This is a genomic window from Companilactobacillus paralimentarius DSM 13238 = JCM 10415, assembly GCF_001434985.1.
In the GTDB taxonomy this organism is placed as follows: domain Bacteria; phylum Bacillota; class Bacilli; order Lactobacillales; family Lactobacillaceae; genus Companilactobacillus; species Companilactobacillus paralimentarius.
Genome location: NZ_AZES01000165.1, coordinates 25762 through 44802, shown reverse-complemented (window position 1 = coordinate 44802; position 19041 = coordinate 25762). Strand labels below are relative to the sequence as shown.

Genomic DNA, 19041 nt, shown 5'->3' with positions numbered 1-19041 from the left:
ACAATTATCGTTAGTTGATAAATTAGCAAATAATGTTGTTTTGAAATCTCATTAGTAAATCTACAATTCTAATTTGTTTTCACTATTTATATTTCTATGAATAGTAAATTAAATTATTAAAATTGAGACGAATTATTGTCTCTTTTTTATTTTTCCAAAAAAATAAAAATAAAAGCTTGTCTTCTTTTAATTTTTGCTATATGTTAAAATCATTAGTGCATTGCCAAGAATCTGGCATATTCAAATTAATGATTAAGCTATAATTAAAGACAATTTAATATTTATGTATGGGAGAAATATATGGCTAAAATACTTGTTATTGAAGACGAAGAGAACATGGCAAAATTCGTTCAACTCGAACTTCAACATGAAAACTATGAAGTAACTGTTGAACGTGATGGTAGAACTGGCCTTGAAGCGGCATTGTCTGAAGACTGGGATTTGATTTTATTGGATCTAATGTTGCCTGAATTAAATGGTATTGAAGTTTGTCGTCGTGTCCGTCAAGAAAAGAACACACCAATTATTATGATGACAGCAAGAGATTCAATTATTGATCGTGTATCAGGATTAGATCATGGTGCTGATGATTATATTGTTAAGCCTTTCACTATTGAGGAATTGCTTGCAAGAATTCGTGCTTTGTTAAGACGTATCGATTTAGACATCGATGTAACTAGAAACAATGATCAAGTTCTTAAGTATAAGAATTTGGTAATTGATAAGACAACACAAACCTTGAAGCGTAATGGTGAAGTAATTGATTTAACACGTCGTGAATATGATTTGTTGAGTGTTTTGATGGAAAACGTTGGAACCGTTTTGAGTCGTGATGACTTATTAGAGCGCGTTTGGGGAACAGGTTCTTCAACTGAGACTAACGTTGTAGATGTTTATATTAAATATCTACGTAATAAAATTGATCGTTCAGGTGCACCAAGTTATATTTCAACCGTTCGTGGTAAAGGATATGTGATGAGACGATGAGAATTTCCATTAGATTCAAGTGGACAGCATTGATTTCAATAGTTATTTTAATGGCTTATATTTTTGTAGGCGTTTTAGCTATGCGGACTGTCCAAAATGTTGCATCCGTAAATGAGATTCATTCTTTTACAAATAAATTGTTGATCGGTGGCGTCATCGTTTTCGTTATTGGTGTTCTTTTGAGCTATTTTGCGGTAACGATGGTTTTGAACGACTTGAAGCGAATCAATAAGACTATCGATGATTTAAATAAAAAGCCTGATTCTGATTCTAGAATTAAGTTACGTAAGAGAAATGATGAAATTTACGATTTAACAGTCAATATCAATAAAATGTTAGATCGAATGCAAGCTTACACGAATCAACAAAAGGAATTCGTGGAGGATGTTTCGCATGAATTGAGAACACCAGTGGCTGTTTTGGAGGGACATTTGAGTATGTTACAACGTTGGGGAAAAGATGATCCTCAAGTTTTGAATGACTCAATTAATTCTTCATTACAAGAATTGAAACGTATGCAGTCCTTAATTCAAGAGATGCTTGATTTAACTAGAGTTGAACAAATCGATAGTGCCTATTTGGAGCAAACAACAGAAGTCAAACCATTATTTACCCAAGTTTATAATGATTTTAAAATGTTGCATCCCGATTTTGTTATTAATTTTGATGACGATATTCGTGAGGGTAGCAAAGTTAAAATTTATCGTAATCACTTGGAACAAGTGTTGGTCATCTTACTGGATAATGCCTTCAAATATTCCGCTGATCGAAAAGAAATAAATTTTGCAGCTTCGACTAATTCAGCTTTGCTGGAAGTTGTAGTTCAAGATTATGGCTTAGGAATCGCAAAAAAAGACCTTAAACGTATTTTTAACAGATTCTATAGAGTTGACAAGGCTCGCTCTAGAAAACGCGGAGGAAACGGATTAGGGCTTTCTATCGCCAAAAGATTGATTGAAATCTATCATGGTAGTTTGGAAGTAGAAAGTGTTGTCGGTTCAGGAACAGTTTTCAAGATTGAATTGCCACTTATCCAGGAAACTCCTGTTGAGGATGAAACGTCTAAAGGTGAATAATTATAAATGAATAGACATCTACTAGAGAAATATATCTCTGGTAGGTGCCTTTTTATGTTGCAGGTTATTTCCAAAGTTCAAGTCAAAAGTATATTATTAAGATACAATTCCAAGGGGAGGAAGATATTTTGAGTAAGAAAGCACTGTTAATTGGCGTAATGTGTTTACTACTAATTAGTGCCGGTTGTGCAAATAAGGCCGATGCGGATAAATCAACTTCTAACGTCAGGGCCACGGAAACTACAGAAAAAACAGTAGACTACACGAGCTTATCTCAATCAGAAAAAAATGAATTAACGTTTTTATTCACTAGAAGTAGTCAAGATCCAGTATCAGTGAATTTGAAAATTATTAATCGTACTAATAAAAATATAAGTTTTATCAATTCTGATTTTATCTTATTGCATACGAAAAGCGACAAAGTGAGAGCTGATAAAGATGGTGATAGTACTATTAGTTCTAATAGTACTAAGACAGTAAAGAATTTATTTGAAGATGTTGAATTGAGTGAATTTCAGACAGTAGGTTTATTTGTTTATAAAAATGAGGATAATGAGTTGGCTTATAGTGAAACAGCCAAGTTAAGTTCTCGTTCATCTAATTTGACTAATAGTAGTTTGGAAAATTCATATAAGCAGGCTACTAAAGCAGCTAAGGAAGCTAAACGAGTAACGAAATCAACTAGTTCTGAAACCGAAGATTCTAAGAAAAACAGTACTGATACCAATACTAATGCTAATACTACGGATACGAATGTTAATGATTCAACAAATACAAATACTGATAGTAGCAATAGTACTGATAATAAGACTAACAATAATAATGACTCTTCATCAGTTGGAACTGTTAGTTCTGATCAGGCGATTAATATGGTTAAAAGTCATGATGGTAATACTGATAAGAAATATGCTGTGATCGTTGATCAAAATGGCGGTACAGCTAAGACATATACTGATAGTAATGGTCAATCTGTTTATTGGATTCATTCAAGTGATAGTGACGGATCATCTGGTGATGATTGGACGGTTTATCCAAATGGGACAGTAATGCATGCTAAACCAAATCTATAGAGTAAAAAAAGAGGTTGTAAATTCATTAGAATTTACAACCTCTTTTTTGATTATTTTTTGTTACGATTTTGTTTACCCTTGTTTAATTCACGGATGTTCTTGTGAAGCTCTTTTTCTTCAGCTTGTTGAGCACTACCAGCAGGGGAACTAGGAGCAGCCCCACCGTTTAAGATACTATCAAGCATTTCTTGAGTAACCACGACTTTAACCGGATGCTTAGCTAAATCAGCATCGGTTTGTTTTCTAATTCTTGGAGTTACGATGTAGTTAGTAATCAATTGCTGGATAACGATAACAACACCACCAACCAAGAAGTAAAGAGCAAGTGCGGCAGATAGGAAGATTGAGAAGAAGAAAGTCATCAATGGACTGACCATCATCATTGTTTGCATTTGTTTTCTTTGTTCTGGTGGAACGATTTGTAATGACATCCAACTTTGAATGACATAGAACAAAGTTGCAATAATGGCAATGACGATACTTGGTTTACCAAGTGGAATATTTAAGAAGGTAGCAGAAGCAATTTCTTTAGAATATTGTACGGCCTGATAAATACCCATCAAAATAGGCATTTGTAGCAATAATGGTAAACAACCCATACCTCCAGTCAAGCTAAGATTATTCTTTTTATAAACATCCATCATTAAAGCACTAATTTTTTGTTGTGCAGCTGGATCTTTAGCTTTCTTTTGTGCAGCTTGAATCATCTTCAACTGTGGTTGTACGGCACGCATTTTTTCCTGTTGAGTCGTTGACTTGTATTGTTGATTCAATGATAGAGGAACCAATACTAGACGAACGATAAAGGAAATAATAACAATACCCCATGCGTAGGCATTTTTACCACCAATAGTTTGAGCCGTCTTTAGGATTAACTTTTGGAATGGAGTTCCAATCCATTTGTAAACAATTCCGTAGGGCCCACTAGTAGGGGCATGTAAATTTGCAGCTGTTTGCTGCGCACACCCCGTCAAAACTAGTGTCAGTACTAAAACTAACGAAAGTACTGATAGATATTTGACGTATTTTTTATTCAATTAATAAACCACCCTTTTAGTCGTATATACTGTAATATACGTTAACTCATTTGACGTTTCAACCAATCACAGTAAATTCTTTGTAATGTTGTAAGTCGTCAGAAAAAGTATAGTCCAATTTTCTGACTTTTCCAAAGGGTGATGGCGAAGATTTAACACGATTTAAAAAAACGTAGAGTTCTTTTTGGGGTGCTTCAGCTTCAATGGACACGGAACCGTCGATTTCATTTCGGACAGTTCCAGTTACGCCCAATTCAACTGCAACTTGCAAAGTTGAGTATCGAAAACCCACGCCCTGTACTAAACCATCAACATTAATAGAAAGATGTTTCACAACTAATCACCTCACATCATCTTATGTGTTAATATTTATATTATAGAACAAGAGGGATGAGACACATATGAAATATATTGAATCTAAGAAAAATGATGAAATTAAGCAATTAAAGAAATTAGCATCAACAAAGTACATTAGAAAAACAGGAACTTACATGGTAGAAGGTTTTCACTTAGTACGTGAAGCCGATGAATATGAACAAGATTTTGTTCAAGTATTAGTTACTGAGAAGTATGCTGAGGATCGCTTGGTTAAGAAATACCACGATATCGCTGTGACTGTTTCAGAAGAAGTAGCTAAAGAATTATCTGAGACAAAGACTCCACAGGGAATCTTTGCTATTCTTAAAGTAAATAATACAGAATCATTGTCAGCTATTACCGGAAAATGGGTTATGTTAGACGATGTTCAAGATCCTGGTAATGTAGGAACTATTGTTAGAACTGCTGATGCTGCCGGATATGATGGCGTTATTACTAGCTTGGACTCGGCCGATTTTTATCAACCAAAAGTTCAACGCTCGATGCAAGGTAGTCAATTCCATTTACCAATCTATCGTATGGATATTCATAAGGCTATCGATATGGCTAAAGAATCAGAATTAACAATCTATGGTTCTGAAGTTAATGAGCAAGCTAAACCTTACAACGAATTAGAAAAGCTTGATAACTATGCTTTAATTATGGGTAACGAAGCTCATGGTGTGACACAAGATGTCCTCAATGCTTGTGACGAAAATATTTATATTCCAATTTTAGGAAAAGCTGAATCACTAAATGTGGCTGTAGCAGCTGGGGTATTGATGTACGGACTACAAACACTTTAAAAACTTGCGAAACTTTTTGGTTTTTGTATAATTAGTCATATGAAAATAGTTTAAACTTTGATGAAAAGTAGTAACTCGGGATTTCATAACAGGAAGAGTCGTTGACTGAGAAGACTTGATGAATGAAAGAGTGAATTCACTTTCTGAGTTTATAAGTTGGTTACTATATAACCTTTGAGTGCATGTATTAAACATGAACTAGGGTGGTACCGCGAGTCCTCGTCCCTTATTTGGGATGAGGACTTTTTTTATGCAGAAAGTTCGTTAAAGAGATTGCAAACATTTGAAGATAACAATAAAAAAGTAATGCAGGAGGAAAACTATGTCATTAGATGATAAGCTCAAAAGCTTAAGAGAAAATGGTATCGATGAGGCTAAGCGTGCCCAAAGACTTCAAGAATTAAATGATCTAAGAGTTAACTTATTAGGAAAGAAAGGTCCAATTACTAAAGCCCTACGTGGAATGAAAGACGTTCCAGCTGAGCAACGTCCTGAAATTGGTACTTTAGCTAATAATGTTAAGAAAGATATCCAACAAGCTATTGAAGAAAAAATGACTGAGTTGAATGAAAAATTGGTAGCACATCAACTTGAAGAAGAAAAAATTGATGTTACTTTGCCAGCCGCTAAACAAATTCAGGGAACTAAACATATTTTGAATCAAACAATTGAAGACATCGAACAATTTTTCATCGGTTTAGGCTATGAAGTTGCTCCAGGTTATGAAGTTGAAGAAGATCACTATAATTTTGAAAGATTAAATATTCCTAAGGATCATCCTGCTCGTGATATGCAAGATACATTCTATTTGTCAGATGAATTATTGATGAGAACTCAGACTTCAGCTCAAGAAGGTCGTGACATGGAAGCTCATGATTTTACTAAGGGTCCTTTGAAGATGATCTCACCAGGTGTGGTTTATCGCCGTGATGATGATGACGCTACTCATTCACATCAATTCCATCAAATCGAAGGTTTAGTTGTTGATAAGAATATCAGTATGGCTGATTTAAAGGGTACTTTGGAAGCTTTGTGTCGTCATGTCTTTGGTGCACAGCGTGAAATTCGTTTCCGTCCAAGTTACTTCCCATTTACCGAACCATCAGTTGAAGTCGATGTTTCGTGTTTCAATTGTGATGGTAAAGGCTGTCGTATTTGTAAGTATACTGGTTGGATCGAAGTTTTAGGTGCCGGTTTGACACATCCTAATGTTTTGAAGATGTCAGGGATTGATCCTAACGAATACAGTGGTATGGCTTTTGGTCTTGGACCTGAACGTTTTGCCATGCTTAAATACGGAATCAACGATATTCGTGATTTTTATCTAAATGATGTTAGATTCCTAGAACAATTCAAAGGAGTAAATTAAGATAATGAAAATTTCTGTTAATTGGTTAAAAGAATATATTCCTGTCACACATACTGTTGAAGAAATGGCTAATAAAATTTCTCTAACTGGTATCGAATCAAGTCCTGTTGAATTGGGAACAGAATTAACAGGTTTGGTTGTAGGTCATGTTACAAGTGTTAAACCACACCCTGATTCAGATCACTTAAAAGTTTGCATGGTTGATATTGGTGAAGATGAGGATGTCCAAATCGTTTGTGGTGCTCCTAATGTGGCTGCGGACCAATATGTAATTGTAGCTACACATGGTGCTCATTTACCAGATGGCGTCAGAATTAAGCGTGGTAAATTACGTGGTCAAGAGTCAAATGGAATGATCTGTGGTTTGGATGAAGTTGGTGTGCCTGCTAAATATATGCCTGAAGAATTTGAAAATGGTATTTATGTTTTCGATGAACCACAAAAACCAGGTACTGCTGTGTATGATCTGTTAGGTTTGAAGGACAAAATGGTTGATATCGATATCACACCTAACCGTGCTGATACTTTGGGTATGCGTGGTGCAGCATGGGAAATTGGTGCTACTTATGATGAAAAGCCTAATTTCAAAAAACCAGAATTAAATGCTGATAAAATCAAAGATTTAAATGAAGTTGATGTAGAAGTTGAAGAAAAATCTTTAGTGCCTGATTACTTATTACGTGAATTGAAGGATGTTAAAGTTGGTAAGAGTCCACTTTGGATGCAAAGAAGACTCTGGAATCAAGGTATTCGTCCAGTCAACAGTGTAATTGATGCTGCTAACTACGTTATGATCGAATATGGTCAACCAATTCAAGCTTATGATTTGGATAAACTAGTTGAAAAGAAATTGGTCATTAAAAAGGCTCAAGATGGTGACAAATTAAAATTGGCTGATGAGGATAAGGTCTTAAATCATAATGATCTGATTATTGCATCTGGTGAAGATATTCTTGGAGTTGCTGGGATTGTTAATGGTACAGTTGCTCAAGTAGATGAGAATTCTAAGAATATCTTACTAGAGGCTGGTGTATTTGATGGAGCCAGTGTTCGTAAGACAGCACAAAGACACGACCTACGCGATGATGCTTCAAATCGTTTCGAAAAGGGCGTTGACAATGGTATTGTTTCTGAAGCTTTAGTTCGTGCCACACAATTGGTTGATGAAATTAGTGGTGCTAAAGAGATTTCAAAGGAAATTGTTGGTAATTATACAGAAGCTAAACCAACTGTTATTGAAGGTAGTGTTTCTCACATCAACCACCTGATGGGCTTAGAACTATCGACCGATGAAATGGTGGGTATTTTGGATCGTTTAGGCTTTAGCGTAAAAGTTGATGGCGACAAGATCACTGTCACTATTCCAACTCGTCGTTGGGATATGGCGATTGAAGCCGATCTTGTGGAAGAAGTTAACCGTATTTACGGATATGAAAATTTACCTAACACTTTGCCTGCTGGTATGGAAACACGTGGTGGTTACAGTCAAAAACGTGAATTCAGTAATAAATTACGTGATGTTTTACTCGGTGAGGGAATGGATGAAGTTATCAACTTTTCATTGTTAAGTAAAAAAGAAGTTGACGACTTTAATACGTTGAACACTGAATATACTAAGTTATTGCATCCAATGACTGAAGATCATGAATATTTGAGAAATAGTTTAATTCCAGGATTAGTTCGTAACATTGCATACAATCAAGCTAGAAATAATAATGATTTAAGTATTTTTGAACAAGCTCGTATTTTTGCACGTCCAAAGGGTCAAACCCGTCCTAATGAAATTGAATATCTCTCTGGTGCTATCAGTGGCAATGTGATAAGTGATTCATGGAATACTAAATCTCAAAAAATTGATTTCTATTATCTCAAAGGGATTGTTGACGAAGTATTATCATTTACTAATGCTGATGCTAAATTTGAGTATGAAGCTACGGCCGACTATGCAAATATGCATCCAGGTCAAACTGCCAAGATTTTGGCTAACGGTCAAGTAGTAGGCTTGATTGGTAAATTACATCCTAAGTATCAAAAGGATCATAATGTTGATGAAACATTTGTTTTCGAATTGAATATTGATGCTCTCTTTGAACTAAACGAGAAGAGTATTAAATCTCAAAGCGCTCCAAAATATCCAAGTGTTAGTCGTGATTTAGCTATTCTAGTTAAGAGCGATGTTGAAAATGCCCAAATTATTTCAGACATCTATGAAAATGGTGGCAAGTATTTGAATAATGTAACGATTTTTGATGTTTATGAGGGCAAGAATATTAAGACAAACTATAAGTCATTGGCTTATCATCTAGAGTTTTTGAATCCAAATGATACCTTGACTGATGAAGAAGTTGAAAAGGCATTTTCATTAGTTAAAGATAGTTTGGTTGAAAAATTTAATGTGGAAATTAGATAATTATTCCAAAACTAATGGTATAATTCTAATAAATTAACTCGGGAGGCTGTGTCTTGAGCCAGAAGGACGAAAAAAAAGAAGCATTAAAGCAAGAATCAACTGATAAAATGAAAACTCGCGCTGAGGAACGATCTGTAGCTAATCATATTGCCTATTGGATTGTTGGCGTGATTGCTGTTTTGGCGGTTGTTGTTGCTATTATTGGCTTCAATTATGTAAACAGTTCATTGCAACCATACAATGCGAATAGTAAAGATGATATTGTCGTTAATATTCCTGTTGGTTCATCAAGTAAAGAAATTGCCAAAACACTTGAAAAGGACAAAATCATCAAGAGTGCGACAGTCTTTAATTTCTATATAAAGGCCCAGAACTATAATGATTTTCAAGCTGGATATTATACTTTCAAGCAATCAATGGATATGAATTCTATTGTTAAGCAATTGCAAAAGGGTGGAAGTGCTCAACCAACTGGAACGGCTAAAGATACTGTGTTAGTTCGTGAAGGTGTTACAATCGATCAGATTGGTGATCAAATTCAAAAGAGTACTAGCTTTACGAAAAAGGATTTCTTAAAGTTGATGAAGAATGAAAAATTCATGAAACAACTACAAAAGAAATACCCACAATTGCTAAATTCAACAATGTCCAGAAAGAATGTTAGATATCATCTTGAAGGTTATTTGTTCCCAGCTACATACAGTGTTTACAAAGGATTGAGTTTGAAACAATTAGTTGGTCAAATGGTTGAAAAGGATAATGATATGCTACAGCCATACTTCTCAACAATTAAAGAGAAGGGCTATTCTGTTCAAGAAGTTCTAACCTTAGCATCATTGGTTGAACGTGAAGGTGTTACAAAGGCAGATCGTGGAAAGATTGCTGGTGTCTTCCTTAACCGTTTAGATGTTGACATGCCTATACAATCTGATATTTCTGTTATGTACGCTTTGAATACACATAAGACTAAACTTACGTATAAGGATGTTAGAGTAAAATCACCATATAATTTGTACAAGAATACCGGTTATGGTCCTGGACCATTCAATACTCCAAGTATTCAATCAATAGAATCCGTCTTGAATCCAACTGACAGAGATCAAAATTATCTCTACTTTGTTGCAGATTTGAAGAGTGGTAAGGTATATTATTCACGTACACTTGCAGAACATGAGAAGAAAGTAGCTGCTCTTAACCAGTAGTATTTATAGTGAATTAAGAAATGTCATCTAATCATGGTTGATTAGATGACATTTTAAAATTAGAATATTAATAAATGATTTTTTAGAAATGAGGAAGTTATAAAATGGCAGATAAAAGTTACCCTATGACAGCTGAAGGTAAGAAAAAGCTCGAAGAAGAATTGGAAAATTTAAAGAAGGTTAAACGTCCAGAAGTAATCAACAGAATTAAGATTGCTAGAAGTTTTGGTGATTTATCTGAAAATTCTGAGTATACTTCTGCTAAAGATGAACAAAGTGTTGTTGAATCACGTATTTCACAAATTATTGAAATGCTACAATACGCTAATGTCATTGATACTGATGAAGTTGCTAGTGATGAAATTTCTATTGGTAAAAAGGTTACCGTTCAAGAAGACGGTGAAGAACCTGATGTTTACACGATTGTTGGTGCTGCTGAATCAGATCCTGATAGTGGTAAAATTTCAAATGACTCACCGATTGCTAAAGCTTTGTTAGGTAAGCATACAGGTGACGTTGTTACTGTTGAGACACCTGTTGGCAGTTATGATTTGACTGTTAAGTCCGTAGAAGTTGCTTAGTGAAGACGTTTTCTGTTATGTTTACCTTATAAAATATTGAGGTGACAATAATGAAAATTGAAATAACTGATGAAGCTTCTAAATGGTTCCGTGAGGAACTTGATTTGGTTCCTGGGGATGGAATCCATTTCTATGGTAAAGTATATGGTAAGACAATGGTTCATGATGGTTTTTCAATTGCTATGCGAAAAGAAAAACCAATTGATCCGGAGTCTAGCACTGTAGTTGATGGAATTACATATTTTATTACCGATAGTGATACTTGGTTTTTTGCTAGATATGATCTGTTGGTTGAATATGATCCTAAACTAGATGGACCCAATTACATTTTTAAATCTAATGAATAACTATTCGCTTTTTTGAAGGATAATATGAGAAGAATACTTGATATATTAAAGAAAAGAACAGGTAGTCAAGCGAAGTCTACTATTCCATTTCGTCTAAACCTGCTTTTTTTTATTGTCTTTGTTCTATTTGCCATGTTAGTTGGACAACTTGCATATTTACAAATCGTTTATGGTGGTAAATTTCAAGCTGAAGTTAACCGAACAGACAAGACAGTAATGACAGGCAGTGTACCTCGTGGAATGATCTATGATTCTAAAGGTAGACTATTGGTAGGTAATTCAACACAAAACGCTATTACATACACAAAGAGTGGTAGCGTTAAGTCGACAGATATCTATCAAATCGTTAACAGATTGACTAAATATTTAACCGTTGAGAAAACTAATTTAACTAACCGTGATAAGGCTGATTATATTCTGTCAGCACCAGGTAAATCAGCTAAAGTTATTAAGCAGATGCCTAAATCATATCGTGTTAATTCAAGTGGAGACGCCTTAACATCTACTAAAATTTATGCAAATGAAGTTAAATATGTTGAACAACAAGGTATTCATTTGAATGATAAAGACCTTCAAAGGGCCACTTTATTTAAGAAAATGAGTTCAGCTTATTCACTTTCTACAGTCTTTTTGAAGGATAAGAATTTAACCGCTAAAGAGATCGCTGAAGTTAGTGAACATTTAACAGAGTTGCCTGGAATTAGTATTGGTAGTAACTGGGAACGTGATTATCCACAAGGGACATCTATCGAAAGTATTATCGGTGGAGTTTCTACAGAACAACAAGGTATTCCTGATGATGAATTAAATACTATGTTGGCATCTGGTTATTCTCGTAATGACCGTGTTGGTACGAGTTATTTGGAAAAGAGTTATGAATCAATTCTTTCTGGTACTAAGAGTAAACGTGAAGTACAAGTGGGTTCTAATAACCAGATTAAGAAGAGTAAAGTTGTTTACAAAGGTCAAAAGGGTGGAAACCTTAATTTGACTATTGATTCATCTTTCCAAAAGAAAGTACAAGATGCTTTAAATACGCAATACAGTGCCGCTAAGTCTGCTGGTATTACACAATACTCTGATGGTGCTTATGTTGTTGCTATGAATCCTAAGACCGGAGCTATCTTGGCTATGGCCGGGGTTCACAATAATCCTAAGACTGGTAAAACTAGTGAAGATGCCTTAGGTGTTATCAATCGTACCTTCGTAATGGGTTCTGCCGTTAAGGGTGCAACTGTTTTAGGTGCCATGATGGATGGAGTTATTTCACCATCTAACAATACTTTGGCCGATGAACCAATTTACTTGCCTGGTACTCCAGTTAAGAAGTCTGTTTACCCAATTGGTACCTTCAGTAGCTTGAGTGCTGTACAAGCCCTTCAGTTCTCATCTAATGAGTACATGATGGCTTTGGCAATGAAGGAAGCTAATGCTAAATATACAGCAAATACTTATATTAAAATGGATTCAGATATCTTTTCTAAATTGAGAGGTTATTTCAATCAATTTGGATTAGGTGTGAAGACTGGTATTGATATTTCCGGTGAAACAAAGGGTATCGAAGGTGCTACACTTAATAGTTCTGGTGAATTGAAGACTGGTTCTGCACTGGATTTGTCTTATGGAAACTATGACGCCTATACTTTAATTGAAATGGCTCAATATATTTCAACTATTGCTAATGGTGGCTATAGAATGAAACCATATATTGTACAATCGATTCAAAAGACTAAAGATGATGGTACTAAAGGTGCCTTGACTTCAGTTACACAACCTAAGGTCTTGAACAAAGTTGGATTCACTAATGATGAATTAGACGTTGTTAAGAGAGGTATGTATGCCGCTGTTCACGGTAGTGGTTACTGGACTACTGCTACTCGTTTGGCCAATATTAAGCCAGCTGTAGCCGCTAAGACTGGTACTGCTCAGTCATTCTACTATGACCCTGATAATCCAAGCAGTGATCCTCCTGAAACAATTACTACTAGTTTAGTTAGTTTTGGACCTTATAGTGATCCTAATATTGCGATGGCTATTGTGTTCCCTAATTTAACTAGTGAAAGTGGATCATACCCACAATTACTTGCAAAACAGATATATACGGATTACTATAAGATGACAGGACAGAAATAAATCCTGATTTGACCTTTTAAAATACCGTAAAAAATGATATATTTAATTAGTTGAATTTAGTTAAGTATTTATGAAAGGATGTTCCAAAGATGAGAGTAAACATAACAATGGAATGTACTTCATGTCATGAACGTACATATCTAACAAACAAGAGCAAACGTAACAACCCTGATCGCCTTGAACTTAAGAAGTATTGTCCACGCGAACGTACTGTTACATTGCATCGTGAAACAAAATAAACAACAGGTTAAAATTCCTGTTGTTTTTTTTTACTAGGATTGGGAGTGATTAGTTGGATAAAGTAAGCTTTAGAAAGAAGCAAATTGATCTGGTTAGTGCTTTTATGAAATCTGACAAGGCACAAAAAGAGATCAATAATATTTATTTTCAGCTTTTTAATGATTTAGATTTTCAAAATGCACCAAGTGTTGGAATTACTTTAAGTATGAATGATGAAATTCCGACGTTCCCGATCATCAATCAGTGTTGGGAAATAGGCAAGGAAGTTTATATTCCAAAGACTTTTGCCGATCATTCAATGACTTTTGTTAAGTATACGAAAGATACTGAAATCGAAGAGAGTCCTTTTGGTGTTCGTGAACCAAAGAATTATGAAAATAATTTAATGGATCCTCCTGATCTTTTAATTGTTCCAGGTCTAGCCTTTTCTAAGGATAGGCATAATCGTTTAGGATTTGGTGCAGGATGTTTTGATAGATATCTGGCTAAGTATCCAACTAAGACTATCTCTTTAGCATCTTCACAGCAATATTATGAAAAAGCACAGTGGCTGATTTATGTATTAGATAAACCAATAGATAAAATCATTTTAGCTAAGACAGATAAGGATCAACAAAATGTTTAATCGACAGAGTAATGCATATGTAACATGGACACTCTTGGTATTGACTATCGGAGTTTATCTGGTTGAAGTTCTAGCTGGAGGCTCACAGAATAGCAATACTTTGATGACAATGGGTGCCATGACGAATGCAAGTATTCAGACTGGTGACTGGTGGCGTTTAATTACACCAATATTTTTACACTTAAGTGTCTTCCATATTTTCATGAATGGGTTTACACTATTATATGTTGGTCAAATATTGGAGCCCATGATAGGTCATTGGCGCTTTTTAACAATTTACCTTTTAAGTGGTATCACTGGTAATTTAGCAAGTTTTGCTTTTGGAAGTGATAATGCAATTTCAGTGGGTGCTAGTACTTCGATTTTTGGTCTCTTTGCGGCTTTCTTAGCTTTGGGATTCATATATCGTGAAAATAGATTTATGACTGAAATTGGTAAGAGTTTTCTAGGCTTAATTGTCGTTAATTTACTTTTGGACTTATTAATGCCTAGTATTAATATTTGGGGGCATCTTGGTGGTGCACTTGGGGGATTGTTCTTAGGATATACCTTAGGTTTGCCTGGTATACAACGTCCTAAGATGATTTTTAGAATATTATCTCTAGTTGTTTTAGTCGTAATTTCTTACTTTATGTATACAAAAGGTATGATAGTTTATGGATGAGATGAGTTTTAGAACTCTTTATGACGTTCAACAACTTCTAAAAAGATATGGCACTTTTGTTCACGTTGGTAAAAGAATGTGGGATATAGAGCTTATGTTTATTGAAGTTAAGCGTTTATATGAGAGTCAAATGATCGACAAAAAGACCTTCATTAATGCTCAATTGGTCTTAAAACGTGAGCATAGAATAGAAGAAGAGAAAGAAAAGGACAGATCAAAGTGACAGACAAAAAGTTAATCGGTGTTGACCTTGGTGGTACAACAATTAAATTTGCTATTCTTACTGAAAAAGGTGAGATTCAACAAAAATGGAGTATTGAAACAAATATTCTATCTGACGGACAATTAATTATTCCTGATATTATTGATTCAATCAATCATCATCTTGATATGTACGGCATGAGTGCTGATCAATTTGATGGAATTGGTTTGGGTTCACCTGGTACTATCGATCATGAAAAAGGAACAATCAAGGGTGCCTACAATCTTAACTGGACTAACGAAGTTTATCCAGTTCGCGACATTGAAAAGGGAACAGGTCTTCCTGTAACTATTGAAAATGATGCTAATGTTGCAGCACTTGGTGAAAGATGGCAAGGTGCTGGTAATAATGCTAAAGATGTTGTCTTCGTAACACTTGGTACTGGTGTTGGTGGTGGTATCATCGCCAATGGTCAATTATTACAAGGTGCTAATGGTGCAGCAGGTGAAATCGGTCACGTTACCGTTGATCCTAACGGTTTCATGTGTACATGTGGTAAGAGAGGTTGTTTGGAAACAATCGCTTCTGCTACTGGTATCGTTCGTGTCGCTAGAGATCGTGCTTCAGAGTATGCTGGAGATTCAGAATTGAAGGCTATGCTTGATGATGGTCAAGATATTTCTGCTAAAGATGTTTTCGATTTAGCTAAAAAAGATGATGATCTAGCATTGATCGTTGCTGATTATGTTTGTGATTCACTTGGATTTGTTTTAGGTAATATCGCTAATACTTTGAATCCTAAATATGTAGTTATCGGTGGTGGTGTTTCTGCTGCTGGAGAATTCCTTCTAAACAAAGTAGACAAAGCTATGCGTAAGAATGAATTTGCTACAATCAAGGACTCAACTGAACTAAGACTTGCTAGTCTTGGTAATGGTGCAGGTGTTATCGGTGCTGCTTCATTGATTAAAGTTGGTTAGGGGTTTGTGTTAATGCAAGTATTAAATGCAGTTTTGTACGTTATTGTAATAGGATTTATCATCTATTGGGTCGGCTCATGGCTTTATTATTGGTATAAAGGTAGACAAATGGGTGGCTCACTTGATCAAAAAACCTTTGAAAAAACAATGAGAAAAGCTCAAATTGTTGATTTGAGAGAAAAAAATGCATTCGATGCAAAACATATCCTTGGTGCTAGAAGTCTTCCTTATACGCAGTTAAAATATAATGAGGGCGAATTGAGACCAGATCTTCCTGTATATTTATATGCAGATAGTAAGAATATTTGTGTTCGTGCTGCCATCAAGTTAACAAAAAAATGGGGCTTTACTGACGTTAAGTGGTTAGAGGATCGCCTTTCCGATTGGGAAGGTCAAACTAAAAAAACTACTAAGCTATAAAAAAATGCTGTGCAGAAAAAATTCTGACACAGCATTTTTTATTGTTTAGTAATTAATTAACCTTGATGTGCTTGAAGACTCTTACGATTTGCACGTCTGCGGTTTTCTTCAACTCGTTCGTTTTCTTCGTTTTCAGGTTCGATAACCTTTTTCTTGAATGCATGTAGTGCACCATAAACGGCTGTTGCTGTTGTTAATGAACCAACAAGAAAGCCTTTAACAAAACGAAAATGTTTTTGATTTTTTGCCATAATATAATTCCTCCTGTCTTTAGTTCTCATTATGGCTTATTTCCTTTAAAATATCTATAAAAGACTATATTAAGTGGGGTAATTTTTTGAAAAAAGTTATAGCAATTGTCGGTCCAACGGCAGTGGGAAAAAGTGCGTTGGGGCTAAAATTGGCTCAAAAGTTTCATAGTGAAATAATTTCCGGTGATTCGATGCAAATATATCGTCATCTAGATATTGGTACTGCCAAGGATTCACCAGCTGAATTAAAGGCTGTACCACATCATTTGGTTGATATTTGTGATCCAGATCAACGTTATACAGTTAAAAATTTTCAAGAACGTGCCAAAAAAATAATTATAGATTTAAACGAGCAGGGAAAGGTTCCATTCGTTGTTGGAGGAACTGGGTTTTATTTGAGTTCGTTGATAAATAATCTTAATTTAGGTGGTAGTTCTACTGGAGATGACAAAGTACGACAAGAGTTGCTTGAAATCGAAAAGGACGATGGCGTAAATAAGTTGCAGGCAATTTTGAAATCGGAAGATCCGATTGCTTATCAAAAAATTGATATTGAAAATTCTCGAAGATTAATTCGAGCAATTGAAGTAATACGTACTACTGGCAAATCAATAATCAATCAAAATAATGGTAATAAATGGGCTGATTTTTATTTAGTCGGTTTGACTGATGTTCGTCCTAAGTTATATGAACGAATAAATCAACGAGTTGATAAAATGGTGGAAATGGGACTACTAGATGAAGCAGAATATGTTTTTAATCATCGTGAAACGTTTGTCCAAGCTAAGAATGCTATCGGTTACAAAGAACTATTTCCCTATTTTGAACAGAAAGCCTCTTTAGAGAGTTGCTTAGATGAAATCAAGAAAAATTCTCGTCATTTTGCCAAGCGTCAATTTACATATTTCCGTAATCAAATGGATGTAGATTGGTATAATATTAGTGATGATAATAATTATCAAGAAACAATCGAGAAAAATATCATAAAATTTGTAGGAGGGCACAATGACTAAATGGAACGCAGCATTTCCAGATAAATTAAAAGAGGTTATCAAAGAAACTGATGAGATGATTGCTCCAAAATTAGCTGAAATTGATGAGCAAGTTTTGGATAATCAAAATAAAGTCTTAGAAGCCTTTAGAAAAGAAAGCATTGATGAGAGTAGTTTGCTAGGTACGACTGGTTATGGGGATGACGATCGTGGTCGTGACCAATTGGAAGATGTCTATTGCGATGTTTTCAAGACTGAAGCAGCTTTAGTACGTCCACAATTTGTTTCAGGTACACATACTTTGGCAACGGCACTTTTTGGTATGCTTCGTCCAGGAGATAATTTACTTTACGTTACAGGCGAACCATATGACACAATGCAAGAAGTTATTGGAACTGCTGGTAACAAAAAGGGTTCTTTGATCGATTACAAGATTGGTTTTGATTACGTTGAAATGGATGGCGACAAGGTTAACTTTGATTTGATGAAGAAGAAGATCAAAGAACAGAATCCTAAAGTTATTGCTATTCAAAGATCTCGTGGTTATTCGGTACGTAAGAGTTTGACAGTTAAAGAAATTGCAGAGATTATCAAACAAATTAAAACCGTTTCCGATGCGATTATCTTTGTTGATAATTGTTATGGTGAATTTTCCGAAACAGTTGAACCTACTGAAGTAGGTGCTGATATTATGGCCGGTTCATTAATCAAGAATGCTGGTGGTGGTTTGGCCAAAGTAGGTGGCTATATCGTCGGTAAGAAGGATTTAGTTGAATTAGCAAGTTATTGCCTTACAGCTCCCGGAATTGGTGCTTCTGAAGGTCCTACAGTTGGTCGTTTGTCAGAGATGTTCCAAGGTTTCTTCTTAGCTCCAAGAGTAACTGGTAATGCCATTAAGGGTGCCATTTTTGAAGCAGGTATTTTTGAAAAATTAGGTTTGAACGTATCACCTAAGTGGAATGATGACCGGACAGATTTGATTCAGACTATTGAATTCAACGATCCAGATAAAATGGTTAAATTTGCCGAAATGGTTCAAAAATTCTCACCAATTGATTCAAATGTTTTGCCTGTACCTAGTGAAATGTCAGGTTATGAGGATAAAGTTGTTATGGCGGCCGGAACCTTTGTTTCTGGGGCAAGTATTGAATTTTCTTGTGATGGACCAATGCGTGCACCTTATATTATCTATATTCAAGGTGGATTGACATTTGAACACGTTAAGATTGCTATTGCTAATGCATGTAAAGAATTATTCTTTAAGTAAGATAAGCATAATTATAGATTCTGAA

At 35.1% G+C, this 19041-nt stretch carries 21 protein-coding genes; 18 read left to right on the top strand and 3 right to left on the bottom strand.

Annotated elements, in window-relative coordinates:
• Window positions 1–300: 300 nt before the first annotated feature.
• The 3 genes from FD33_RS12020 (at window position 301) to FD33_RS12010 (ending at window position 3133) form a co-directional block, all read left to right on the top strand.
• Window positions 301–987 carry a response regulator transcription factor gene (locus tag FD33_RS12020; RefSeq protein ID WP_025084504.1) on the top strand — a complete coding sequence of 229 codons (687 nt, stop codon included), beginning with the start codon at window positions 301–303 and terminating at the stop codon, window positions 985–987.
• Window positions 988–1037: 50 nt separating this feature from the next.
• Window positions 1038–2063 carry a sensor histidine kinase gene (locus FD33_RS12015; protein ID WP_235806964.1) on the top strand — a complete coding sequence of 342 codons (1026 nt, stop codon included), beginning with the start codon at window positions 1038–1040 and terminating at the stop codon, window positions 2061–2063.
• A gap of 128 nt (window positions 2064–2191) precedes the next feature.
• The gene (locus FD33_RS12010) at window positions 2192–3133 is read left to right on the top strand and encodes a hypothetical protein (protein WP_025084505.1); all 942 of its coding nucleotides are present in this window, start codon (window positions 2192–2194) and stop codon (window positions 3131–3133) included.
• 50 nt (window positions 3134–3183) lie between these two features.
• Here the strand turns inward: FD33_RS12010 and yidC are convergent, their stop codons facing one another.
• Window positions 3184–4170, bottom strand: a complete 987-nt coding sequence (gene yidC / locus FD33_RS12005; RefSeq protein WP_025084506.1) for a membrane protein insertase YidC — start codon at window positions 4168–4170, stop codon at window positions 3184–3186.
• Between the two features lie 58 nt (window positions 4171–4228).
• Complete coding sequence (locus tag FD33_RS12000) at window positions 4229–4504, bottom strand: acylphosphatase (RefSeq protein WP_025084507.1); 276 nt, start codon at window positions 4502–4504, stop codon at window positions 4229–4231.
• A gap of 67 nt (window positions 4505–4571) precedes the next feature.
• On the opposite strand from FD33_RS12000, the gene FD33_RS11995 reads away from it, so the two are divergent.
• From FD33_RS11995 to FD33_RS11940, 13 genes are all read left to right on the top strand, one after another.
• Window positions 4572–5333 carry a TrmH family RNA methyltransferase gene (locus FD33_RS11995; protein ID WP_025084508.1) on the top strand — a complete coding sequence of 254 codons (762 nt, stop codon included), beginning with the start codon at window positions 4572–4574 and terminating at the stop codon, window positions 5331–5333.
• Between the two features lie 322 nt (window positions 5334–5655).
• On the top strand, window positions 5656–6702 hold the full coding sequence (pheS, locus tag FD33_RS11990) for a phenylalanine--tRNA ligase subunit alpha (RefSeq protein ID WP_025084509.1): 1047 nt from the start codon (window positions 5656–5658) through the stop codon (window positions 6700–6702).
• A 4-nt stretch (window positions 6703–6706) separates the two neighbouring features.
• Window positions 6707–9112, top strand: coding sequence for a phenylalanine--tRNA ligase subunit beta (pheT, locus tag FD33_RS11985; RefSeq protein ID WP_025084510.1), 2406 nt, complete (start codon window positions 6707–6709; stop codon window positions 9110–9112).
• 53 nt (window positions 9113–9165) lie between these two features.
• The gene (gene mltG, locus FD33_RS11980) at window positions 9166–10314 is read left to right on the top strand and encodes an endolytic transglycosylase MltG (RefSeq protein WP_025084511.1); all 1149 of its coding nucleotides are present in this window, start codon (window positions 9166–9168) and stop codon (window positions 10312–10314) included.
• Between the two features lie 104 nt (window positions 10315–10418).
• A complete protein-coding gene (greA, locus tag FD33_RS11975; RefSeq protein ID WP_025084512.1) occupies window positions 10419–10895 on the top strand; it encodes a transcription elongation factor GreA in 477 nt (158 codons plus the stop codon).
• 50 nt (window positions 10896–10945) lie between these two features.
• On the top strand, window positions 10946–11242 hold the full coding sequence (locus FD33_RS11970) for a HesB/YadR/YfhF family protein (protein ID WP_025084513.1): 297 nt from the start codon (window positions 10946–10948) through the stop codon (window positions 11240–11242).
• Window positions 11243–11266: 24 nt separating this feature from the next.
• On the top strand, window positions 11267–13375 hold the full coding sequence (locus tag FD33_RS11965; RefSeq protein ID WP_025084514.1) for a peptidoglycan D,D-transpeptidase FtsI family protein: 2109 nt from the start codon (window positions 11267–11269) through the stop codon (window positions 13373–13375).
• Between the two features lie 89 nt (window positions 13376–13464).
• Window positions 13465–13614 (top strand): 50S ribosomal protein L33, encoded by a 150-nt coding sequence (rpmG, locus tag FD33_RS12545; RefSeq protein WP_075887565.1) that lies wholly within the window; start codon window positions 13465–13467, stop codon window positions 13612–13614.
• 53 nt (window positions 13615–13667) lie between these two features.
• Complete coding sequence (locus tag FD33_RS11960; protein ID WP_025084515.1) at window positions 13668–14240, top strand: 5-formyltetrahydrofolate cyclo-ligase; 573 nt, start codon at window positions 13668–13670, stop codon at window positions 14238–14240.
• On the top strand, window positions 14233–14904 hold the full coding sequence (locus FD33_RS11955; RefSeq protein ID WP_025084516.1) for a rhomboid family intramembrane serine protease: 672 nt from the start codon (window positions 14233–14235) through the stop codon (window positions 14902–14904). The genes FD33_RS11960 and FD33_RS11955 overlap by 8 nt, the downstream gene beginning before the upstream one ends.
• Complete coding sequence (locus FD33_RS11950) at window positions 14897–15127, top strand: YqgQ family protein (RefSeq protein WP_025084517.1); 231 nt, start codon at window positions 14897–14899, stop codon at window positions 15125–15127. Before FD33_RS11955 ends, FD33_RS11950 begins: the two co-directional genes overlap by 8 nt.
• Window positions 15124–16086, top strand: a complete 963-nt coding sequence (locus FD33_RS11945) for an ROK family glucokinase (RefSeq protein ID WP_025084518.1) — start codon at window positions 15124–15126, stop codon at window positions 16084–16086. The genes FD33_RS11950 and FD33_RS11945 overlap by 4 nt, the downstream gene beginning before the upstream one ends.
• A gap of 12 nt (window positions 16087–16098) precedes the next feature.
• Window positions 16099–16506 (top strand): rhodanese-like domain-containing protein, encoded by a 408-nt coding sequence (locus FD33_RS11940; RefSeq protein WP_034543791.1) that lies wholly within the window; start codon window positions 16099–16101, stop codon window positions 16504–16506.
• Window positions 16507–16562: 56 nt separating this feature from the next.
• Here FD33_RS11940 and FD33_RS11935 read toward each other — a convergent pair whose 3' ends face one another.
• Complete coding sequence (locus tag FD33_RS11935) at window positions 16563–16757, bottom strand: DUF3042 family protein (protein ID WP_025084520.1); 195 nt, start codon at window positions 16755–16757, stop codon at window positions 16563–16565.
• A gap of 86 nt (window positions 16758–16843) precedes the next feature.
• Here FD33_RS11935 and miaA point away from each other — a divergent pair, with 86 nt between their 5' ends.
• Window positions 16844–17770, top strand: coding sequence for a tRNA (adenosine(37)-N6)-dimethylallyltransferase MiaA (gene miaA, locus FD33_RS11930; RefSeq protein WP_025084521.1), 927 nt, complete (start codon window positions 16844–16846; stop codon window positions 17768–17770).
• Window positions 17763–19016 carry a methionine gamma-lyase family protein gene (locus FD33_RS11925; protein ID WP_025084522.1) on the top strand — a complete coding sequence of 418 codons (1254 nt, stop codon included), beginning with the start codon at window positions 17763–17765 and terminating at the stop codon, window positions 19014–19016. Before miaA ends, FD33_RS11925 begins: the two co-directional genes overlap by 8 nt.
• Window positions 19017–19041: the final 25 nt, after the last annotated feature.

What these genes read in the sequence shown, in the direction of transcription:
- FD33_RS12020 (WP_025084504.1), top strand. Translation starts at nt 301, where the DNA reads ATGGCTAAAATACTTGTTATTGAAGACGAAGAGAACATGGCAAAATTC.
- FD33_RS12015 (WP_235806964.1), top strand. Translation starts at nt 1,038, where the DNA reads ATGGCTTATATTTTTGTAGGCGTTTTAGCTATGCGGACTGTCCAAAAT.
- FD33_RS11995 (WP_025084508.1), top strand. Translation starts at nt 4,572, where the DNA reads ATGAAATATATTGAATCTAAGAAAAATGATGAAATTAAGCAATTAAAG.
- pheS (WP_025084509.1), top strand. Translation starts at nt 5,656, where the DNA reads ATGTCATTAGATGATAAGCTCAAAAGCTTAAGAGAAAATGGTATCGAT.
- pheT (WP_025084510.1), top strand. Translation starts at nt 6,707, where the DNA reads ATGAAAATTTCTGTTAATTGGTTAAAAGAATATATTCCTGTCACACAT.
- greA (WP_025084512.1), top strand. Translation starts at nt 10,419, where the DNA reads ATGGCAGATAAAAGTTACCCTATGACAGCTGAAGGTAAGAAAAAGCTC.
- FD33_RS11970 (WP_025084513.1), top strand. Translation starts at nt 10,946, where the DNA reads ATGAAAATTGAAATAACTGATGAAGCTTCTAAATGGTTCCGTGAGGAA.
- FD33_RS11965 (WP_025084514.1), top strand. Translation starts at nt 11,267, where the DNA reads ATGAGAAGAATACTTGATATATTAAAGAAAAGAACAGGTAGTCAAGCG.
- rpmG (WP_075887565.1), top strand. Translation starts at nt 13,465, where the DNA reads ATGAGAGTAAACATAACAATGGAATGTACTTCATGTCATGAACGTACA.
- FD33_RS11955 (WP_025084516.1), top strand. Translation starts at nt 14,233, where the DNA reads ATGTTTAATCGACAGAGTAATGCATATGTAACATGGACACTCTTGGTA.
- FD33_RS11950 (WP_025084517.1), top strand. Translation starts at nt 14,897, where the DNA reads ATGGATGAGATGAGTTTTAGAACTCTTTATGACGTTCAACAACTTCTA.
- FD33_RS11940 (WP_034543791.1), top strand. Translation starts at nt 16,099, where the DNA reads ATGCAAGTATTAAATGCAGTTTTGTACGTTATTGTAATAGGATTTATC.
- FD33_RS11935 (WP_025084520.1), bottom strand. Translation starts at nt 16,757, where the DNA reads ATGGCAAAAAATCAAAAACATTTTCGTTTTGTTAAAGGCTTTCTTGTT.
- FD33_RS11925 (WP_025084522.1), top strand. Translation starts at nt 17,763, where the DNA reads ATGACTAAATGGAACGCAGCATTTCCAGATAAATTAAAAGAGGTTATC.